Source organism: Spinactinospora alkalitolerans, assembly GCF_013408795.1.
Lineage (GTDB): Bacteria > Actinomycetota > Actinomycetes > Streptosporangiales > Streptosporangiaceae > Spinactinospora > Spinactinospora alkalitolerans.
This window is the reverse complement of the sequence record NZ_JACCCC010000001.1, coordinates 4516149-4535494: the sequence shown is the minus strand read 5'-3', so window position 1 is coordinate 4535494 and position 19346 is coordinate 4516149. Positions and strand designations below refer to the sequence as shown.

General features: G+C 71.8%; 18 protein-coding genes. 8 read left to right on the top strand and 10 right to left on the bottom strand.

The annotated features are described in order from the left end of the window. Positions 1-73: 73 nt before the first annotated feature. Positions 74-1492: a cytochrome P450 gene (locus HDA32_RS30905; protein ID WP_246334430.1), complete on the top strand. Its 1419-nt coding sequence runs from the start codon at positions 74-76 to the stop codon at positions 1490-1492. Beyond that, the gene (locus tag HDA32_RS20110) at positions 1477-2649 is read left to right on the top strand and encodes a cytochrome P450 family protein (RefSeq protein ID WP_312863254.1); all 1173 of its coding nucleotides are present in this window, start codon (positions 1477-1479) and stop codon (positions 2647-2649) included. The genes HDA32_RS30905 and HDA32_RS20110 overlap by 16 nt, the downstream gene beginning before the upstream one ends. On the opposite strand, the gene HDA32_RS20105 is transcribed toward HDA32_RS20110, so the two are convergent. Then, positions 2615-3226 carry a TetR/AcrR family transcriptional regulator gene (locus HDA32_RS20105; RefSeq protein WP_246334428.1) on the bottom strand — a complete coding sequence of 204 codons (612 nt, stop codon included), beginning with the start codon at positions 3224-3226 and terminating at the stop codon, positions 2615-2617. The genes HDA32_RS20110 and HDA32_RS20105 overlap by 35 nt on opposite strands. 448 nt (positions 3227-3674) lie before the next feature. Then, on the bottom strand, positions 3675-4379 hold the full coding sequence (locus HDA32_RS20100; protein ID WP_179644690.1) for a glycerophosphodiester phosphodiesterase: 705 nt from the start codon (positions 4377-4379) through the stop codon (positions 3675-3677). A gap of 250 nt (positions 4380-4629) precedes the next feature. Between HDA32_RS20100 and HDA32_RS20095 the strand changes: the two genes are divergently transcribed. Further along, positions 4630-5400 (top strand): DeoR/GlpR family DNA-binding transcription regulator, encoded by a 771-nt coding sequence (locus HDA32_RS20095; RefSeq protein ID WP_179644689.1) that lies wholly within the window; start codon positions 4630-4632, stop codon positions 5398-5400. A gap of 261 nt (positions 5401-5661) precedes the next feature. Here HDA32_RS20095 and HDA32_RS20090 read toward each other — a convergent pair whose 3' ends face one another. The 7 genes from HDA32_RS20090 to HDA32_RS20060 form a co-directional block, all read right to left on the bottom strand. Then, positions 5662-6072 (bottom strand): VOC family protein, encoded by a 411-nt coding sequence (locus HDA32_RS20090; RefSeq protein WP_312863253.1) that lies wholly within the window; start codon positions 6070-6072, stop codon positions 5662-5664. 429 nt (positions 6073-6501) lie between these two features. Continuing rightward, positions 6502-7743: a Gfo/Idh/MocA family protein gene (locus tag HDA32_RS20085; RefSeq protein ID WP_179644687.1), complete on the bottom strand. Its 1242-nt coding sequence runs from the start codon at positions 7741-7743 to the stop codon at positions 6502-6504. Between the two features lie 26 nt (positions 7744-7769). Next, positions 7770-8801, bottom strand: a complete 1032-nt coding sequence (locus tag HDA32_RS20080; protein ID WP_179644686.1) for an ABC transporter permease — start codon at positions 8799-8801, stop codon at positions 7770-7772. Then, positions 8798-9808 (bottom strand): ABC transporter permease, encoded by a 1011-nt coding sequence (locus tag HDA32_RS20075; RefSeq protein ID WP_179644685.1) that lies wholly within the window; start codon positions 9806-9808, stop codon positions 8798-8800. The genes HDA32_RS20080 and HDA32_RS20075 overlap by 4 nt, the downstream gene beginning before the upstream one ends. A gap of 121 nt (positions 9809-9929) precedes the next feature. Continuing rightward, positions 9930-11468 (bottom strand): sugar ABC transporter ATP-binding protein, encoded by a 1539-nt coding sequence (locus HDA32_RS20070; RefSeq protein WP_312863252.1) that lies wholly within the window; start codon positions 11466-11468, stop codon positions 9930-9932. A 63-nt stretch (positions 11469-11531) separates the two neighbouring features. Further along, positions 11532-12608, bottom strand: coding sequence for an ABC transporter substrate-binding protein (locus HDA32_RS20065; protein ID WP_179644684.1), 1077 nt, complete (start codon positions 12606-12608; stop codon positions 11532-11534). 19 nt (positions 12609-12627) lie between these two features. Next, complete coding sequence (locus HDA32_RS20060) at positions 12628-13830, bottom strand: ROK family transcriptional regulator (RefSeq protein WP_179644683.1); 1203 nt, start codon at positions 13828-13830, stop codon at positions 12628-12630. 213 nt (positions 13831-14043) lie between these two features. Here HDA32_RS20060 and HDA32_RS20055 point away from each other — a divergent pair, with 213 nt between their 5' ends. From HDA32_RS20055 to HDA32_RS20035, 5 genes are all read left to right on the top strand, one after another. Continuing rightward, positions 14044-14532 (top strand): hypothetical protein, encoded by a 489-nt coding sequence (locus tag HDA32_RS20055; RefSeq protein WP_179644682.1) that lies wholly within the window; start codon positions 14044-14046, stop codon positions 14530-14532. Continuing rightward, the gene (locus tag HDA32_RS20050) at positions 14529-14855 is read left to right on the top strand and encodes a winged helix-turn-helix domain-containing protein (RefSeq protein ID WP_179644681.1); all 327 of its coding nucleotides are present in this window, start codon (positions 14529-14531) and stop codon (positions 14853-14855) included. The genes HDA32_RS20055 and HDA32_RS20050 overlap by 4 nt, the downstream gene beginning before the upstream one ends. Positions 14856-14928: 73 nt before the next feature. Continuing rightward, positions 14929-15612, top strand: a complete 684-nt coding sequence (locus tag HDA32_RS20045; protein WP_246334426.1) for a PhzF family phenazine biosynthesis protein — start codon at positions 14929-14931, stop codon at positions 15610-15612. A 126-nt stretch (positions 15613-15738) separates the two neighbouring features. Beyond that, positions 15739-17379: a sensor histidine kinase gene (locus HDA32_RS20040; RefSeq protein WP_179644679.1), complete on the top strand. Its 1641-nt coding sequence runs from the start codon at positions 15739-15741 to the stop codon at positions 17377-17379. Positions 17380-17452: 73 nt separating this feature from the next. Next, on the top strand, positions 17453-18109 hold the full coding sequence (locus HDA32_RS20035) for a response regulator (RefSeq protein ID WP_179644678.1): 657 nt from the start codon (positions 17453-17455) through the stop codon (positions 18107-18109). 429 nt (positions 18110-18538) lie between these two features. Here the strand turns inward: HDA32_RS20035 and HDA32_RS20030 are convergent, their stop codons facing one another. Then, positions 18539-19345 (bottom strand): ABC transporter, encoded by an 807-nt coding sequence (locus tag HDA32_RS20030; protein ID WP_179644677.1) that lies wholly within the window; start codon positions 19343-19345, stop codon positions 18539-18541. Position 19346: the final 1 nt, after the last annotated feature.

Genomic DNA, 19346 nt, shown 5'->3' with positions numbered 1-19346 from the left:
GGACCTCTGAAATCCCGGACGTTTTCCTCCGTTCGGCCGCGACGACACTCGGTGACGGATATCGTCTGGCCCCATGACCGAGTCGCGGCGTGATGCACCGAATTCCCCCTCCGCCTGCCCGCTGCACAGTGAGGCCGTCCCGCTCTACGGCGACGCCCTGCGGGGTGACACGCACGAACTCTGGGAGCTGATGCGCAAGAGATTCGGCGGCATCGCCCCGGTGGAGGTGGAACCGGGGGTCGCGGCCTGGCTGATGCTGGGTTACAGCGAGCACCTGCAGGTGCTGCGCGACCAGCATCTGTTCAGCCACGACGGGCGCATCTGGCGCGAGCTGAAGGAGGGCCGCATCACCCCCGAGGCCGGAACCTACCCGGTCTTCGCCCACCGCCCCAACGCGCTGCACAGCGACGGGGCCGAGCACCAGCGGCTGCGCGGCGCGCTGGTCGACAGCTACGACGGGTCGGCCCAGAGCCGGCTGCGCGTCGACATCGAGGACCTCGCCAACGCGCTGATCGACCGGTTCGCCGCCCGGGGCGAGGCCGACCTGATCGCCGAGTACGCCGGCCGCATCCCGTTGCTGGCGGTCAACCGCATGCTCGGCCAGGACGATCGGCACGGCCACTACCTGTGCGACCTCATGGTGGAGCTGTGGAACGGCAACGGCGAGGCCGCCAACGCCGCCAACGAGAAGATGGTCGGCTACCTCGTCGACCTCGTCGACCGCAAGCGCGGGGAGCCCGGCGACGACATCACCTCGCGGCTGATCGCGCACCCGGCCGGGCTGACCGACGAGGAGGTCGTGCAGCAGGTCATGCTGACCATCGCCGCGGCGCACGACCCCACGGCCAACCTCATCGGCAACGCGCTGCGCCTGCTGCTCACCGAGCAGGAGATGCGGATGGCGGTGGCGGGGGCGCAGTTGCGCGTGGACGAGGCCATCGACCAGGTGCTGTGGCGCGACCCGCCGTTCCAGACCCTCGCGGGGCGTTACGCCCGGCGCGACACCGAGGTCGCGGGCTACCGCATCCGAGAAGGGGACTGCCTTATCTCGGGATTCGCCGCGGCCAATAACGACCCGCTGCTCTTCGACGGCGGCGGGACGCACGCCTCGGCGCGCAGCTCGGGCAACCGCGCTCACCTGGCATGGGGCGTGGGACCGCACCGGTGCCCGGCGCAGAAGATCGGCCACCACATGGCGGCCGTGAGCATTGAGACCCTGGTGTTCCGCTTGTCGGATATGCGACTCTCGGTACCGGAGCGTGATCTTCGGTGGCGGCCCTCCCTGTTCATCCGCGGACTGGAGCGCCTCCCCGTCGTGTTCACGCCGCAGGAGGTACCCGATGCCGCGAGCGGAGATCCGACATGGCCCCAGTCGAACCCGTCGTCCTCGACCCCCGCGCCCGAGACACCCAAGGACAGGCGGCCCGACTCCGCGAACTCGGGCCTGTGGTCGAGGTTGAGCTCCCTGGTCAGGTCGTGGCGTGGGCTGTGACCCGGCACGCCGAGGCCCAGGAGGTCATGTCCGGTCGGCGCTTCGTGAAGAACTACCGCAACTGGAGGGCCTGGCAGGACGGTGAGGTCGGCGCCGACTGGCCGCTGATCGGCATGGTCCACCTGGACAACATGCTGCACTCCGACGGCGAGACCCACGCGCGCATCCGCGGGCTGATCGCCAGGGCGTTCACCCCCCGCCGGGTGGAGGAGCTGCGTCCGGACATCGAAGGGCTCGTCACCGGCCTGCTCGACGACCTCGGCCGCGCGGGCGGCCGCGCCGACCTGAAGTCGGCGCTGGCCGTCCCGCTGCCGATGGGGGTGATCTGCAAGCTGTTCGGCATCCCCGACTCCGACCGCCCCACCATCGGCAGGCTGGTCGGCAGCGTCTTCAGCACCGTCGCCACCCCCGAGGAGGTGCTGGACACCCAGGCGCGGGTCAACGCCTACTTCACCGACCTGGTCCGCCGCCGCCGCGAGACCCCCGGCGACGACCTGACCAGCGCGCTCATCCAGGCCCGCGACGAGGGCGACCGGCTGTCGGACCGGGAGCTGCTGGACACGCTGTGGCTGTTCATGGCCGCGGGCTTCGAGACGACGGTCGGCGTCCTCGCCAACGCCGTACGGGCGCTGCTGACCCACCCCGAGCAGCTCGCCATGCTGCGCCGGGGCGAGCTGCCCTGGAGCGCCGCGGTGGAGGAGGCGCTGCGCTGGGACACCAGCGTGGCGGCCCTGCCCTTCCGCTACCCCACCGAGGACCTCGAACTGGGCGGCCGCACGCTGCGCAAGGGCGACCCCGTCCTGATCTTCTTCGCCTCGGCCAACCGCGACCCGCTTCAGCACGGCCCCGAGGCCCACGTCTTCGACATCACCAGGGAGCAGCGCCGCAACGTCGCCTTCGGCCACGGCCCGCACTTCTGCCTCGGGGCACCGCTGGCCCGACTCGAACTGGGCATCGCGCTGCCGGCACTGTTCGAGCGCTTCCCCGACCTGGCGCTCGACGGAGGCGAGCCGGTGCCGACGCCGTCGATCTTCACCAACCTCCCGCTGGAGCTGCCGGTGCGCTGCACGCCTTCGGGCGCGCCCGCTCCGCCCCGCCCGCGCGCGAGCGGGGACGACGCGGTCACTCCGGCGGCGCACCCAGCAGGTGATGGATGATCATGTCGGCGTAGACGTTGCCGAGCTCCTGGACCGACAGCCCGCCGGACGGGTCGTACCAGTTCAGGATCCCGTCGAGCGTTTCGAGTACGCTGGCCGCCGCCACCGCGGGGCGGGAGGGGGCGAGGACGCCCGCGTCGCGCCCCGCCGCGATGAGGCCGCGGACGTGCTCCCGGTATCCGCGCAGCAGATCGGAGATCTCGCGGTGGCGCGAGGGGTTGATCGCGCGCAATGTGGGGAGCACGCTGCGGCGCAGTTCCTCCTCGGTCCGGTGTTCGGAGCTGAACTCGATGTGCGTGCGAATGAACAGGGAAAGGCGCTCGACCGGCGCTTTCTCCTCGTCCGAAACGGTCATTTGGCGCTCAAGGAGTTGGCGCGTCGAACGCACGATGATGGCGTGGATCAGATCGAGTTTGGTCGGGAAGGCCCGGCGCAGGTCCACGGGGTCGACGTCGGCCTCGTGCGCGATGTCCGACATGCGGACGTCGCGCGTCCCGTCCCTGGCGAAGAGCCGGATCGCCACGTCGAGCGCGCGTTCGGTGAGGCGTGTGTCGAGAGGGGAGAGGTCGGCCGTCATGATCATCTCTAGCCTGCACTGGCGAGGGGTGGCGCGCGGTGGCGGAGGGATTTGCGCGTTCGGTGGTGCGAATGCCCGTCTGGTTCGGCTGTCCGTTTCGGCTGTCCGGTCGTGTTGCGAATCGGTTTCGAGGATAGCGCCGCCCCGGGGAGGATTCGCGGGAAACGCGGATGCGCGCAGCTCAATTTGGAAAATCCATACTTTCCGTTCCGGGGAGGGGCGGGGAGCGGGAAGAATGGTGAATTGAATTCAGTTCATCGGATACCGGATGAACGGAGCGGCCTCACCGAGGGCTGATCGGGATCTGACCGCTGCGTTCGCGGGGCGGGGTGGGACTCTCGGAACCCGGATCCGCTGTGCCGCCGGCGGCTTGCGCGTACTGCGACGGCCGACCCCTGTGCGGACCCGGTCGTCGGACATCGGTGAGGAAGGGGCGGCCGGACCTCGGTCAGCGGTGGGGGATCGGGGAGCCGCGCACCAGCTTGACCAGGTCGGCGGGCTGGTCGGTGATGATCGCGTCCACCCCCATGCCGATGAGCCGGGCCATTTCGGAGACGTCGTTGACCGTCCAGGCCGACACCGCGTACCCGTGCCGGTGCATCTCCGCCACGAGCTCACGGGTGAGCAGCGGCCAGTAGGAGTTGTAGAAGCGCGGCTGCACCACCTGCCACAGCTCGGCCGGCGGCAGACCCTGCTGGTCCCAGGTCAGCGTCAACCGGGCGTGCGGCCGCCGCGCGCGGATCGCCCGCATCGCCTCGACCGCCCCGCTGTAGACGACGCGGTCGAGCAGGCCGTGCTCGGCCACGACGTCGTCCGCGGCCAGCGCGACATCCACCGAGGCCACGTCCAGCATCAGGGGCACCCGGCCCGGGCCGCCGAACTCCGCGAGCACCTCCATCAGGGTCGGGATCCGGCGGTCGCGGCCGTCTCCCAGCGCCGCGATCTGGGCCAGCGTCAGTTCCCCGATCGGACGCGCCAGACCCCAGAAGCGCTCCAGGGTGTCGTCGTGCAGCAGCACCACGTGGCCGTCCGCGGTCAGCTTCAGGTCGATCTCGACCAGGTCGGCGCCTGCCGCCGCACCCGCGCGAATGGCCGGCAGGGTGTTCTCCCGGAACTGGATGGGGTCGCCGCGGTGGGCGATCGCCAGCGTCATATGGGGTCTCCGGTACGAGCGGCTGGAATCGGTGACGGGCATGCCGGGGTGCAGGAACAAGAGTGCCAAAAACCGTGCGTCCGCGCACGGGGGACCGGTGAAAACCCCGAAAAGGCCAGGTGGCCACCGTGCGAGGCGGGTCACGCCGGGCCCGGACGCGTTCGCGGACCGCGAACTGGGAAACTTCTAACGCAAGATGTGACCGTGCCACAGTGGCACGCACAACGAGAACCGATCGCGAAGGCGAAAGATGATCCCGGACCAGCGTCGCGAGCACATCCTCAAGCTCTTGCAGGAACGCCACGTTCTCAGCATCAACGAGCTCACGTCGATGCTGGCCGTCTCCCACATGACGGTGCGGCGCGACATCCAGGCCCTGGAGAACGAGGGCAAGGTGCTGTCGGTCACCGGTGGCGTGCGACTGGCGGCCCGGCTCAAGAGCGAGCCGTCCTACCTGGCGAAGGCCCAACTGGAGGTGCCGGCCAAGCGCGCCATCGCGCGGGCGGCCGCGGACCTGGTCAGGGAGAACTTCACCATCTTCCTCGACGCGGGCACCACCACCCTGCAGATGGTCCCGATGCTCACCGACAAGGTGGGACTCACCGTGGTGACCAGCGACTTCAACGTCGTCGGCCACCTCATGGAGTACCCCAACATCGAGTTGATCCACACCGGCGGGGTCGTCTCGCACGCCGACCACTCCTCGGTGGGCCAGTTCACCGCGGAGTTCCTCAGCAAGGTCAACGTCGACATCGCGTTCATCGCCAGCAGTTCCTGGGACGTCGAACGCGGCTCGACCACCCCGTCCGAGCCCAAGGTGGTCGCCAAGCAGCAACTGCTGCGCATCGCCTCCAAGAGCGTGCTGACCGTCGACAGCACCAAGTACGGCAAGTTCGGCACGTTCCGGGTGGCGCGGCTGGAGGAGTTCGACGGCATCATCAGCGACGACCGGCTGCCCCAGTCGGCGGTGGCCGGGATGCGCGAGCGCGAGGTGCGGCTGGAGCTGGTGTCGCCGGTCTAGGGAGTGTTTGACGAAGGCTTTCGGCTGCCCCTACTGTGCGCTGCTTCGCAAGCTCCGCAGCCTCGCACAGCGGGGGCCCGCGAGCGGCCGTCCAGGCAATCTCTCGCAAGACGATTCGCGTAGATCATCCTGGTTGGCTGTTCAAGCGACATCGGCGCAGCGAGAGGCCCCTACTGTGCGCTGCTCCGCAAGCTCCGCAGCCTCGCACAGCGGGGGCCCTGCCTGGTGGCCGCGAGCCCGAAATGATTCGGAAAACGCGACCTAGTCCTCGCCGGTGTCGGGCTCGGGCGAGCAGTGCAGTTCGAGCTGGAAGCCGTCGGGATCGATGAAGCTCATCAGCGATCCCATCTCGCAGTGCACGATCGGCGAGTGGTCGATGTCGAGGTCGGTGAGCCGCTCCTCCCAGGTCTCCAGGTCGCCCAGGCAGCCCACCCCGAACGAGAGGTGGTCGACGCCGGCGTGCCGGTGGTCGAAGCGCGAGTTGAAGTGGTCGAGGTGCTGGGTGATGCCCAGGACGAGGCCGGAGGGGTGGCGGCAGGTGGTGCGCAGCCACCGGCCCTCGTCGCGCGTCTGGAGTACGCGGAAGCCCAGCACGTCGCGGTAGAACTCGACACTGGCGTCGCGGTCGCGCACCGAGAGGGTGATGTGCGCGAGGCCGGTCAACTGTGGCACGGTGGCCTCTCTTCGGCGGTGCTGCGTCCGAAGCATGCGGGGAGGGAACAGCGTAAGCACAGTCGTCGAGCTTACGCGGCTGTTTCGGGCATGCAAGCGCCTGTTAAGAATTGTTTCGAGTTGGTTTTATGTGTCATTTATGGCACATCCTCGGTCCAGGCCCGGGAAGGCCGCGATCGCAGGGCGTGTGCGGCGGCGCGGAGGCTGGCTGCGGCGCGCGGCGGCGCGGCGCACCGTCGCGATGTGGTGACGAACACGCCGCGCGGACCTCGCGGGGGCGACCCGGGAGGCCCGCGCGGCGGGCGGGGGCCGGAGCCGGAAGGCGCGGGCCCCTCCGGGTTCTCGTCGAGCTCTGACCGCCGCGTTCGCGCGGCGGAGTGGGGCTCTCAGACCCGGGTCCGCTGTGCCGCCGACGGCTCGCGCACCGGGTCAGCCCCGCCAGGCGCCCTTGGCCACGTCGGGGACGAAGGAGGACAGGTCGGTCGAGGCCAGGTCGATCCGGCGGCCCTCCTGTGCCGAGAGGTAGGCGCCCATCAGCAGCCGGGTCACCAGCAGGCCGTCGTGCAGGCTCTCGCTGGGCTGCGCGCCGTCCAGGAACCTGGTCACCATGTGCCGGTTCTCCTCGGTGTAGCCGTAGGCGCCGGCCTCGTCGGGCAGCACCGGCATCAGCCCGCCCTCGGCGTTCTGCTTCTCCACCAGGTCCTCGCCGCGCCCGCCGGAGATCTCCCGGCTCAGAAAGACCTTCGCCTCGGTGTCCAGGCTGTTGACCGCCATGGCGTACTCGGGGCCCAGCAGCTCGAACGTCAGCCGCAGCCCGGCGCCGACGTAGCTCCACGACGTGGTGCCCTCCACGACCACCTCGTGGCCCTCTCCATTGCGGTAGGTCACCGTCGCCCGCGCGTAGTCCTCCGAGGGGGCCCGGCGGTAGTCGACCTCGGGTCCGTAGCGCTCCACGAGCTGGTCGGCGTAGGCCGGCCGGGACCACTTCAGGCAGGCGATGGTGGCGTCCACGCTCACCGGGGTCAGCCAGTCCGACTTCGCGGTCCCGGGCGGGGTGAGCAGGAACCGGCCGGCCTCGACGCTGTGGCACATCATGTCGTTGAGCACCCCGCCGCCCTGCTTCTCGCCCTGCCAGAACCAGGAGCGGTGCGGCCCGCTGTGCTCCTCGGCGCACCGGGCCAGGTAGGGCGGGCCGGCGATGGCGGCGCCGCGGTCCCAGGCCAGCTCGTGGGCGCGGGTCACACCGGGCGCGAACACCTGGTTCTCCAGGTAGCCGTGCAGCAGCCCGGCGCCCTCCACCATCTCCAGCACCTCGGTCGCCTCGGCCACCGTGCGGCCCAGGGGCTTCTCGATCGCGATGCCGCGCAGCTCCGCCCGCCCGGCCTGCACCTCCTCGACGATCGCGCGGACCGTCTCCACCCGGACGTGGTTGGGGGTGGTGATCCACACCGCCTCCACGGCCGGGTCGCGCACCAGCTCGCGGACGTCGCCGTAGCCGGTGGGATCGCCCACCCGCAGCTCGCGGGCGAGGTCGCAGACCCGGCGCACGGTCTCAGGGGTGCGGCCGCTGACCGCGACGACGTCGGCGTCGCGGACCCCGCGGAAGGCGCGCGTGTGGAACTCCGCGATGAAACCGCTTCCGACGATTCCGACGCCCAGACGATTCGTCACCTGTCATCTCCATTCATGTGTTCGGTTCACTGCCGCAGGCGCTTCTGGCGGCCGTAGGCCGACAGCACCACCAGTAGGACGAGGCCGTAGATGATCTGCCGCGGCGCGTCACCGCCGCCCCCGAGCTGCAGGATGCGCAGGAAGGAGTCGAGGACGGTGAGCAGGATCGCGCCGATGATGGTGCCGAGGTACCCCCCGACGCCGCCGATGAGCGCGGTCCCCCCGACGACCGTGGCGGCCACGCTGGGCAGCATGTAGGGGTCCGCCAGCCGCAGGAACACGGTCTGGGTGTAGCCGAGCAGCAGCAGCCCGCCCACGCCGGCGAACACCGAGGACAGCATGTAGGCGCTCAGCTTCATGGCGCGGGTGTTCACGCCGGACAGGTAGGCGGTGGTGCTGTTGCCGCCCACCGCGTACAGCCGCCAGCCGTAGGAACTGCGCCGCAGCAGCCAGATGACCAGGACCGACAGTGCGAGCCACAGCCACAGCACGCCCGGGATGCCGGCGACGGTGTCGCCGGTGACCAGGGAGCGCAGCGCCGGCGCCGCCGATCCGGCGGGGCGGCCGCCGGTGTAGAGCCTGATGAAGCCGTAGACCACCGCGATCATGCCGAGCGTCATGACCAGCGGGGGCACCCGGAAGAACAGGATCCCGACACCGTTGAGCACCCCGACCACGGCGGCGGCGCCCAGCGCGAGGGCGACCGCGGCGACCAGGTTGTCGTTGGAGCCGTCCATGTAGCGGGAGGCGACGATGGCGGCCAGCGTGGCCGTCGCGCCGACCGACAGGTCGATGCCCTCGCCGCCGGCGATGATCACCAGCGTCTGGCCGATGGCGATGACGCCGAGGAAGGACGCCAGCACCAGCAGGGTGACGATCTGGCTCCACGAGGCGAACGCCGGGGAGACGATCGCGGCGACGCACCACAGCGCCAGCGCCGCGATGCCGGAGATGACGACGGGGTCGCGCAGGATCCGCAGCAGCCGTTCCGACCGGGCGGACCGCTGCTGAACAGCGGGAGCCGCGGGCGTCGCGGACGTGGTGGACGGGGCGCTCATGTGACCTTCCCTTCGCCCGTTGCGGTGCCGCGGGCGGTGAGCAGGCCCGCGAGCGCGATGGCGACGATGGTGATCGCGCCGTTGACCAGTTCCCTGGCGTCCGTCGGCACGCCGGCGAAGAACACCAGGTTCTGGATCAGGGTGAGGATGACGGCCCCGACGATCGCGCCGCCGGCGCCGCCGGCGCCGCCGCGCAGCCGGGTGCCGCCGATGACCAGGGCCGCGATCGAGCCCAGGGTGAGCTCGTTGCCGATGAAGGGGTCGCCGGCGCCGGAGTTGGCCAGCAGCGCGATCCCGGCCAGCGCTGCGACCAGGCCCCCCGCGGTGTAGGCGAGGATCCGCACCTGGGTGACCGGCACCGCCGAGGCGTAGGCCGCCCCGGCGCCGCCGCCGACGGCGTAGAGGTACTGGCCCGCGCGGTGCGCGCGCAGCAGCCGCCAGGCCAGCCACAGCACCAGCAGCAGCAGTGCCGGCACCGGCAGCACCAGCGCGATCACCTGGCGGAAGCCGTCGGTGATGACCGGGGCGACCGACCCGCCGGGTGAGGGCAGTACCAGCAGCGCCAGACCGCCGAACACGAAGCTGGTGGCGAACGTGGCCACGATCGGCTGGAGCCGCAGCAGCGCGACGATGAGCCCGTTGAACAGGCCGCAGCCGGCCCCGGTGAGCAGCCCGGCGGCCAGGGCCAGGGGGACTCGGGCGGGGTCGCCGTCCATCAACTGCACGGTGACCACCGAGGACAGCGTGACGATCGTCCCGATGGACAGGTCGATCCCGCCCGTGAGCACGATGAGGGTCTGGGCGACCGCGACCGTGGCGATCGGCAGGATCGTCGCGAAGTTCGAGGTCAGCCCGTAGGGAGTGAAGAAGTTCGACTGCATCACCGCCGCCGCGGTCACGGTGATCACCAGCAGCGCTGCCGTGGCCAGCGTCGGCATGCGCGCGCCGAGGAGGCTTCGCGCAGCCGCCGTTCCCGCGGGCGGCGAGGTCGTGCGGACGTCGGTCATGGCCTGAAGTCGCGCTCCTTGGTCGTGGCGGACGGTGAGATGGGACGGACGGGGGATTCTGCGGACGCGGGGAGGCGGAGGCCCCCTCGGTTCTCGGGGCGTGCGGGAACCGGGCCGTTCATCACCGTTCCCCCCGCGCCGGGCCGGCCTCGGCCCGATCGGTCTCGGTGATGTGCATCGCGCTGGCGACCAGGGTCTCCTCGGTGAGCCGGTCACCGGAGACCTCGTCCACGACGTGCCCCTCGAACAGCACCAGCACCCGGTCGCACAGCTCCACCAGTTCGCGGTCGTCACTGGAGCCGACCACCACGGCGGCGCCCGAGGCGGCGAGCTCGCGGACCACCTCGAACAGCTCGGCCTTCGCGCGCACGTCGATGCCCTTGGCCGGGTCGTCCATGAGCACCACGAGCGGTTCGGTGGGGAACCACTTGCCGACCACGATCTTCTGCTGGTTGCCGCCCGAAAGGGTGGAGACGGGGTCGTCCAGCGAACCGTAGGAGGTGGAGATGCGCTCGGCGACCGAGCGGGCCGCCGCCACCTCGCGGCGGCGCGACAGGGACACGCCGAGCCCGGCGCGCCGCCCCACCGAGGGCAGCGCGAAGTTCTCCAGGATCGGCCGGCCCAGCGCCAGCCCCTGCGCGCCGCGGTTGCCCGGCACGTAGGCCAGGCCGGCCCGCACCGCCTGCTTGGGCGAGCGCGGACGCACCGGGCGGCCGTCCAGCGTGACCGTCCCGGAGCGCCGGCGGCCGGCGCCGAACAGGGTCGCCAGCAGTTGCGCCTGCCCCTGACCCTGCAGGCCGCCCAGCCCGAGGACCTCACCGGCGCGCACCTGGAAGGAGACGTCGTCGATGCGGTCGCCGGACAGCCCGCGCACCTCCAGGCGCACCTGGTCGGTGGCGGTGGACGGCGCGTTCTCCACCGCGGCCATCTCGCCCACCATCAGGTCCACCAGTTCGTGCTCGGGCACCTCGGAGACGGTCACCGTCGCGACGTCGGAGCCGTTGCGCATGACGGTGGCGCGGTCGCACACCGCGAGGATCTCGGCCAGCCGGTGCGTGATGAACAGCACCAGCACGCCCGCCGTGCGCAGCTCCGCGACCACCTCGAACAGCACCTCGACCTGGCGCCGGCGCAGCGAGGCGGTGGCCTCGTCCAGCACCAGCACGCGCGGATCGCGCACCAGCGCCTTGCAGATCTCCACGACCTGGCGCTCGCCGGGGTCGAGGTCGGCCACCCGCTCCTCCGCGGGCACCCGGCCGCCGAACGCGTCGGCGAAGCGCTCCAGCCACGGCAGGGCCAGCCGCCGCGCCGCCGCCCGGTCGCGCAGGCCCCACCTGCTGGGCTCCACGCCGAGCACCAGGTTGTCCAGGACGGTGAAGTCCTCGATCAGCGACAGCTCCTGGTAGACCGCGCTGACCCCGGCGGCGAGGGTGTCGCGGGGGCCGCGCGGCCGCAGCGGCCGCCCGTCCAGCCGGACGTCGCCCGCGTCCGGCTCCACCACGCCGGTGAGCACCTTGAGCAGGGTGCTCTTGCCGGATCCGTTGGGGCCGAGTACGGCGTGCACCGTGCCGGCCTCGGCCCGGAAATCGGCTCCGGCCAGCGCGGTCACGCCCCCATAGCGTTTGCGCACGCCGGTCATCTGCAGGAACGGGGGTGGCACGAGGACTCCTCACCAACGTGGTGTCGGACGGTTAGCCGGGAATCTGGTGAAGGGGCCGCGGGCCTACTGGAAGTAGGCGTCGGCCTCTTCGGGGGTGATGTGGTGGTCCACCGAGTAGGTGTCGGGCTGGTCCTCGACCTCGGCGAACCGCTCGTCGAAGTTCTCGTCGGTGACGGTCTCGGGGATCGGCAGGTAGAGGGTGTTGCCGTCCAGGGCGTCCGGGGCGAACTCCTGGTCCTGCAGCATGCGGACCACCACGTGCAGCGCCGAGACCGATCCGGCCGGCGGGTTGGGCACGCCGACGCTGGAGAAGTCCGGGTTCTCCTCGCGCTGCTCGGCCCAGCGATTCATGAAGCCCACCCGGGCCTCGCCGGTGATGGCGATCTCGTCGACCGTGCCCTCGGACTCCAGCGCCTGGAACGCGCCCAGCGCCATGCCGTCCTGCACGAAGATGCCGTCGACGTCGGGGTGGCTGGCGAGCAGGTTCTGCGTCACCTGCTGGCCGGTGGCCTGGTCCCAGTCGGCGAAGTCGTTGGCCGCGACCTCCACGCCGGCCTCCTCGAAGACCTGGGAGGCGCCCTCCCAGCGGGCCTCGTTGGCGGGGTGGCCGTCGATGCCGTTCACCGCGATGATCTCGCCGCCGTCGCCGACCTCCTCGGCCAGCCACTCCGCCGAGATGCTCGCCCACTCCCCCTGGTCGATGACGACGTTGGTGACGTTCTCGGAGGTGACCGCCTGGTCGATCGCGACGATCTCGATGTCCTGCTCCGCGGCCTCGGCGAAGACCTCGTCCAGGGCGGTGGGGGAGTTGGGGTTGACGATGATGGCGTCGACGCCGGAGTTGATCAGGTTGCGGATCTGCTGGATCTGGCCGTTGACGTCGACGTCGGCGCTCTCCACGACCAGCTCGTCGACGACCCCTTCCTGCTCGTACTCGGCGAACGCCTCCTCCAGGGTGGCGATCATCTGCTCGCGCCATTCACTGCCGATGAAGCCGTTGCTGACGCCGATGGTGAACGGGCCTTCGGCGTCGTCGCCACCGCCGCCACCGGCCTCCGGGGTGCTGCACGCGCTCGCGGTGATCAGGATCGCGCCCGCCGCCAGAGCGGTGAGTCGCAGCCGTCGCGGTTGTGAACCCATCGTGGGCCTCCAGAAGGTGTTACCGGGCCGCCGTCGACGGCCGGGGGGATGGGGGTGCGCCCGGCCGTCGGGCCAGCGCGCGGTTGATGAGATCGGGGGCGAGGACATGGTCGATGGCGAGGCGGCCGGCGCCGAGCGCGCCGCCCTCGTCGCCGGAGCGGCTGGGGACGACGGCCAGCCGGTGCGTCGCCAGCGGCAGCGACCGCTGGTAGATCACCTCCCGGACGCCGGCCAGCAGCGGTTCGTGCACCTCGGCCATGACGCCGCCGACGACGATGGCCTCGGGGTTGAAGAAGTTGACCAGCCCGGCGAGCACGTCGCCGATGACCCGGCCGCCGTCGCGCACCATGCGCAGCGCCAGCGGATCGCCCTGGTTGACCAGTTCCACGACGTCGCGGCCGGTCCGGGCCGGCACTCCGGCGGCGGTGAGCCGCTCGGCCAGCGCGGTGCCGCCGGCGACGGCCTCCAGGCATCCGGTGTTGCCGCAGCGGCACAGGGCGTCGTCGGCGCCGGGCACTCGGATGTGCCCGATGTCGCCGGCGCTGCCCTGGGACCCACGGTGCAGGCGGCCGCCCGCGATGATGCCGCAGCCGATGCCGGTGCCGACCTTGACGAACAGCAGGTGCGGGGCCTCGGGGTAGGCGAACCGGCGCTCGCCCAGGGCGAGGACGTTGACGTCGTTGTCCACCAGGACCTCGACGTCGTAGCGGTCGGTGAAGAACTCCGGGATCGGGTACTCGTGCCAGCCCGGCATGATCGGCGGGTTGACGGGGCGCCCGGTCGCGAACTCCACGGGCCCCGGTACGCCGATGCCGATCGCCTTGACCGTCTCGATCGGCCGCCGCACCTCGGCCAGCAGTTCGTGCATGCGGGCGTCGATGTGTTCCAGGACCGGTTCGGGGCCCCGGGTGATGAGGAGCGGGTCCTCGCGGGTGGCGAGGAGTGCTCCGCCGATGTCCATCAGCGCGACGCGGCAGTGGGTGGCGCCGAGATCCACGCCCAGGACGCAGTTGAGTTCGGTGTTGAGCCGGAGCACGCGCGGCGGCCGGCCCCCGGTGGACTCACCGGGCTCCGTCGCCTCCTCCACCAGGCCGTACTCGATGAGGGCGTCCACGCGCTGAGCCACGGTCGAGCGCGCCATGCCGGTGTGCCGGGCGAGGTCCGCCCTGGTGCCGGCCGCGCCACGACTGATCAGGTCGAGGACGTCCCCTGCTGAGTTCAACGCGTTCTCCGGATTTCCGTTCTTGTGGTGTAGCGCACAAACTAGGCCTTCTTTGTCCAAGAGTCAACGGACTTATGTCGATCATCGAACGAAGTTATCGAAACGAGTTCAACGCGTTCCCCGTGCCGCGGCGGGTCCGGCGGTGGTCGGACGCCCGCCGTTCACTGGTTTTTCCCTTCATGAAAGTACTTGCCAGTTTGGAAACTACTTGTCATGCTGGATTCAGTTGCTGTTCCGGACCGACCCGAGGAGCTGATGAACATGGGCGCCCACGCCGAAGCGGCGGCCGCGCTGGCGCACGCCGACGAGGTCGCCGCCAGGGTCCGCCGACAAGGGCGCTGGTTCGCCCTCTACGCCTTCGCCTTCGGAGCCGCCACCGGTGGCTACGTGGCGCTGCTGGGCCTGGCTCCGATGGACTGGGGCCTCAAGGTCGGGGTCTTCACGCCACCGGTCATCCTGCTGATCGCCGTGCTGCTGCCCCTCTGGGCGAGGCGCCGGCCGGTGGCGCCGGCCCGCTTCGGGTGGTGGCACACCGCGATGATCGCCGGATGGCTGGTGTGCTACGGCGTCGTCATCATCGTCGGCGGCAGCCTGATGATCGATGTCGCGGCCTGGTGGGTCGCCGGCGCCGCGATCACCGCGGCGGTCCCGTTCCTGGTCGGCGCCCGGACGCTGTGGGCCGCGGGAGGGAACGCGGAATGAGCCATCCGCGCGGCAGACTCGACGGCGTCATCCACGCCCCGGTGCGCTTCTCCATCGTCGCGGTGCTGGCCGCGGCCGACCGGGTCGACTTCCGGTTCGTCCGCGACACCGTCGAGATCACCGACTCCGCGCTGTCCAAGCAGGTCTCGACCCTTGAGGGCGCCGGCTACGTGAAGGTGCACAAGATGTTCGTCGGCCGGCGCCCCCGGACCCACTTGTCGCTGACCGCCGAAGGGCGCGCGGCCTTCGACCGCCACGTCCAGGCGCTGCGCGACATCGCGGCGGGGGCGGCGGCGCCGTCGGCGCCGGGCGGCGAGGAGTGAGGCGGCGGGATCCCCGCCCTCGGCCGGAGAACCCGGTCGTGCCGGAGGAGTCCGGCATGGAATGCTTTCGCTCATGAGCGAATCGACCACCCTCCACGTCGTCACGGTGTTCCTCGGCGAGGGGGACACCGGCGGCAACCCGCTCGGCGTCTTCCTCGGCGCGCCCGGCCTCGACGCCGGCACCCGGCAGCGCATCGCCGCCGACCTCGGCTTCTCCGAAACGGTGTTCGTCGAGGACCGCGGCACCGGCGCACTGTGCATCCACACCCCGGCCGTGGAGCTGCCGCTGGCCGGGCACCCGCTCGTGGGGACCTCGTGGCTGCTGCGCCGCGAGGGCGCGGGCGTCGACACGCTCCGGCCCTCGGCCGGCGACGTGGCGACCTGGGCCGAGGGCGAGCACACCTGGATCCGCGCCGACCCGCGGTGGGCGCCGGAGTTCGACACCCGCCGGCTGGCCTCCCCGGCCGACGTGGACGCGCTCACCGGCGGGGAGAAGGGCGTCGACCTGCACGCCTGGGCGTGGGAGGACGAACCGGCCGGCCGGGTCAGGGTCCGGGTCTTCCCCGATGAGATGGGCATCGGCGAGGACGAGGCCACCGGTGCCGCGGCGCTGCGGCTGGGGGCGCTCCTCGGCCGCCCGCTGGTGATCAGGCAGGGGGTGGGCTCGCGCATCGACGTGCGGCCCGGCCCCGACGGCACGATCGAGGTCGGCGGCCGCTGCGCTCTGCTGGAGACCCGGGAGTACCCCCTGGACTGACACGCCGCGGGGACGCCGACCCGCACGGGTCGCCGTCCCGGTCGGCGGTCTCCCCGGCCGAAGGCAGGGCGATCCCTGACTTTCGTCGGTAACGCCGCACGTCGGCGGACTGTAGCGTCGGGGGCCATGGAGTTGTCGGTGGCGTCCGCGGTGCGGTCGTGCGTGCGGGCGCTGCGTCCGCTGAGCGGTCGGCCCACCCGGGGCGCGGTGCTCAAGGACGTCCTGCTCGGCCTGTTCGTGTGGATTCCGGCGGCGCTGGAACTGGGGATGCGGCACTGGAACGCCGGGCCGGCCGCGGTCGTGCTGGAGTGCGCGGCCGCGCTCGCCGCCGTGGCGGTCACCGTGGCCCTCAGCCGGCCCTATCCGCTGGTCGCGCTGCTCGTCTCCGTGCCGGTCTCCTTCTGGGCCGCCTGGTTCTCGCTGCTCATGATGGTCATGAGTTACCTCGCCGGTCGCAGGACGGCGACCGCGCGCCCCGCCCTGCTGGCGTTCGGCGCGATCGGGGCGGTGGGCGTCCTGCTGACGCCGTGGGCTCCGAGGGCCTGGGTCGGGTCCGTCAGCATGCTCATGTTCACCATCGTGTTCCTGTGGCTGGTCGGCAGGTACCGCCGCCAGCACCTGGAACTGATGTCGGCCGGCTGGGAGCGGGCCGGGCAGCTGGAGCGGGAGCAGCGGATCATCGCCGACCAGGCCCGGCTGCGGGAGCGCTCGCGGATCGCCCACGACATGCACGACTCCCTGGGACACGAACTGAGCCTCATCGCGCTGCGGGCCGGGGCCCTGGAGGTCACGCCGGACCTGGACGAGCGGCACCGGTCGGCAGTGGCCGACCTGCGGGTCAGCGCCACCACGGCGACCGACCGCCTCAGAGAGATCATCGGGGTGCTGCGCGACGACTCCGAGCAGGTCCCCATGGAACCCGTCGGCGAGGGCGTCTACGCCCTGGTCGAGCGGGCGCGGAACTCGGGGCTGCAGGTGATCCTGCTCCGGGAGGGCGAACCGGCCGAGCTGCCGCCGATGGCCGACCGCGCCGCCTACCGCGTCGTGCAGGAGGCCCTGACCAACGCCACCAAGCACGCGCCGGGGGCCGCCGTCGTGGTCCGGCTGGTGCACGGCCCCGAGGAGACGCTGGTCAGCGTGGTCAACGAGCCCCCGCCCGCCGGCCCGCTGCCCGTGGGGGCGCGGGGGCGGCGCGGGCTGATCGGGCTGCGCGAGCGCGTGCGCCTGGCGGGCGGCACCTTCCAGGCGGGCGAGCGGGACGGCGGCTGGGCCGTCACCGCGCTGCTGCCGGTCCACCCCGAGGAGACCGACACCGCCGCCGCCGGCCATGCCGGCCGCACGGGCGGCGAGGAGTGGTCGGAGATCGCCGACCACTACCGCAGAGCGCAGCGCAGGGTCCGCTGGGGGCTCATCGCGCTCGTCGGCTTCCCGGTGGCCGCGGGGGCGCTGCTCATGGCCGGAGGGCTGGTGATCATGCTGTACCAGTCGTTCGTCAGCGCGATGTCCCCCGAGGACTACGCCTCGCTGCGCGTGGGCCAGGACCGCGCCTCCGTCGAGGACGTGCTGCCGCCGCAGGAGCACACCGTCCCGCTCCGCGACGACGCGCCGCCGGAGCCCGAGGGCGCCGAATGCCGCCACTACCGCTCGACGCCCGACTTCTTCGACACCGACGCCGACATCTACCGGATCTGCCTCTCCGGTGGCGAACTTGTCGCCAAGGACGCCCTGCCGCCGATCACGGCATCGATCCCGGACCCGGCGCCGTGACCCTCCACGGCCCCGCCCCGCCAAGATGCTGCGGTACCTCGACGCGCACGGGAGAAACGAAGGAGAGGAACGGATGATTCGGGTCCTGCTGGCCGATGACGAGGCCATGATCCGCGCGGGGGTGCGGGCGATCCTCGGAGCCGATCCGGGGATCGAGGTGGTCGCCGAGGCCGCGGACGGGCGCGAGGCGGTGGAGCTGGCCCGCGCCCACCGGCCCGACGTCGCGCTGGTCGACATCCGCATGCCCAGGCTCGACGGGCTGGCCGCCGCGGCGGAGATCCGGCGCGCGGTGCCCGAGACCGCCGTCGCCATCCTGACGACGTTCGGCGAGGACGACTACATCGCCCGGGCGCTCGGCGACGGGGCCAGCGGGTTCCTGCTCAAGGCCGGGGACCCCCGCGAGCTGATCGCGGGCGTGCGCGCGGTCGCCGACGGGGCGGCCTTCCTCTCGCCCAAGGTCGCGCACCGGGTCATCACCGAGTTGAGCGGCGGCCGGATGTCGCGCGGCGCCGAGGCCAGGCGCCGGACCGAGGAGCTCACCGGCCGCGAGCGCGACGTGCTGGCGCTGCTGGGCGCCGGGCTGTCCAACGCCGAGATCGCGCGCCGCCTCCATTTGGTGGAGGGCACCGTCAAGAGCTACGTCAGCACCATCCTGAACCGGCTGGGGGTGCGCAACCGGGTGCAGGCCGCCATCGTCGCCCACGAGGCCGGGCTGGTCCCCGGCGAATGAGCCTCCCGGGGTTCGCAACGGTCCTCCCGCCGATCTCGACCGTGAGTTTCGACCTCGACCATCGGGGGTTGTGAAGCCTCAGCCGAAGGAGGGGTCCGCGGTGACCGGGCGATCCTCTCGTGTGGCCGTAGGCCCTTGACAGGGATCGCCCCGGCGCCGCGCCGCCCACGCCGCCTGTGCGGGCGCCGGGCCGAAACCGCGGTGTCGGTCTGTGCCCACGGTGTCGGCGTGCGCTTCGCGCGCGGGAGGGCGATTTTCCGTCCACGGGCCCGGCGGCCACGCGAGAGAATCGCCCACCCGCACGCCGTCCCTCCTGGGGCTGGGCTTGAAGACCCCCTGGGGTCGAGGTGGAAGGGGCCCACCCGCGCGCCTACTCCGTCCCGGGGCCGAGGGTGAAACCCAAGGTCAAGATCGGCGGGTCGGGCGCCGTCAGGCGTCGCGTCCGCGCAGCACGGCGTAGCCGGCCGCCAGGGCGGCCGCGGCCCACGCCAGCAGCAGCGTGACGCCCAGGCCCGTGGAGTAGGGGTCCGTCATCCCGCTCAGCACGACCTGGCTCGCCGCGTTGGGCGTGTGGTCGACGATCTCCAGCAGGGTCCGGTTGCCGACGACCTGGGCGATCATCGGTACGCCCAGCAGCAGGCCGATCACCGCGGTCACCGTGCCCGCGGTGCTGCGCAGCGCCGTGCCCAGGCCCAGGGTGAGCAGTGAGAGCGCCGCCAGGCAGAGCGCGGTGCCGAGCACGCCGCGGGCGAGGTCGGCGGCCTCGAACACCAGGTCGGGGCCGAAGATCAGCGCGCCCATCGCGTAGCAGGCCAGCCCGACCGCCGCACCGGTGAGCGACGCCGTGGCGGTGAGCACGACGGCCTTCGCGGCGAGCGCGGTGCCGCGCCGGGGAACGGTGGTGAGCGTGGTGCGCACCGCCCCGGTCGCGTACTCACCGGTCACCACCAGCGAGGCGAGCGTGATGATCGCGAACTGCGGCAGCGCGATCGCGGTCGGGGTGAGCCCGTTGGCGGTCATGGCGGTCGCCCGGCCGCTCTCGTGCAGCGAGTACCCCATCAGCCAGGCCACGCCCACGCTGAGCAGCAGCGTCAAACCGATGCAGATCCAGGTGGAGCGCAGGCTCCACAGCTTGGTCCATTCGGCGGTCACGGCGCCGGGCAGGCCCCCGCCGCTCGCGGGGGCGCCCGCGTCGCGGCGCGGGCGGCCGTCCCGGGGGGTCATCGTGGTGGTCATG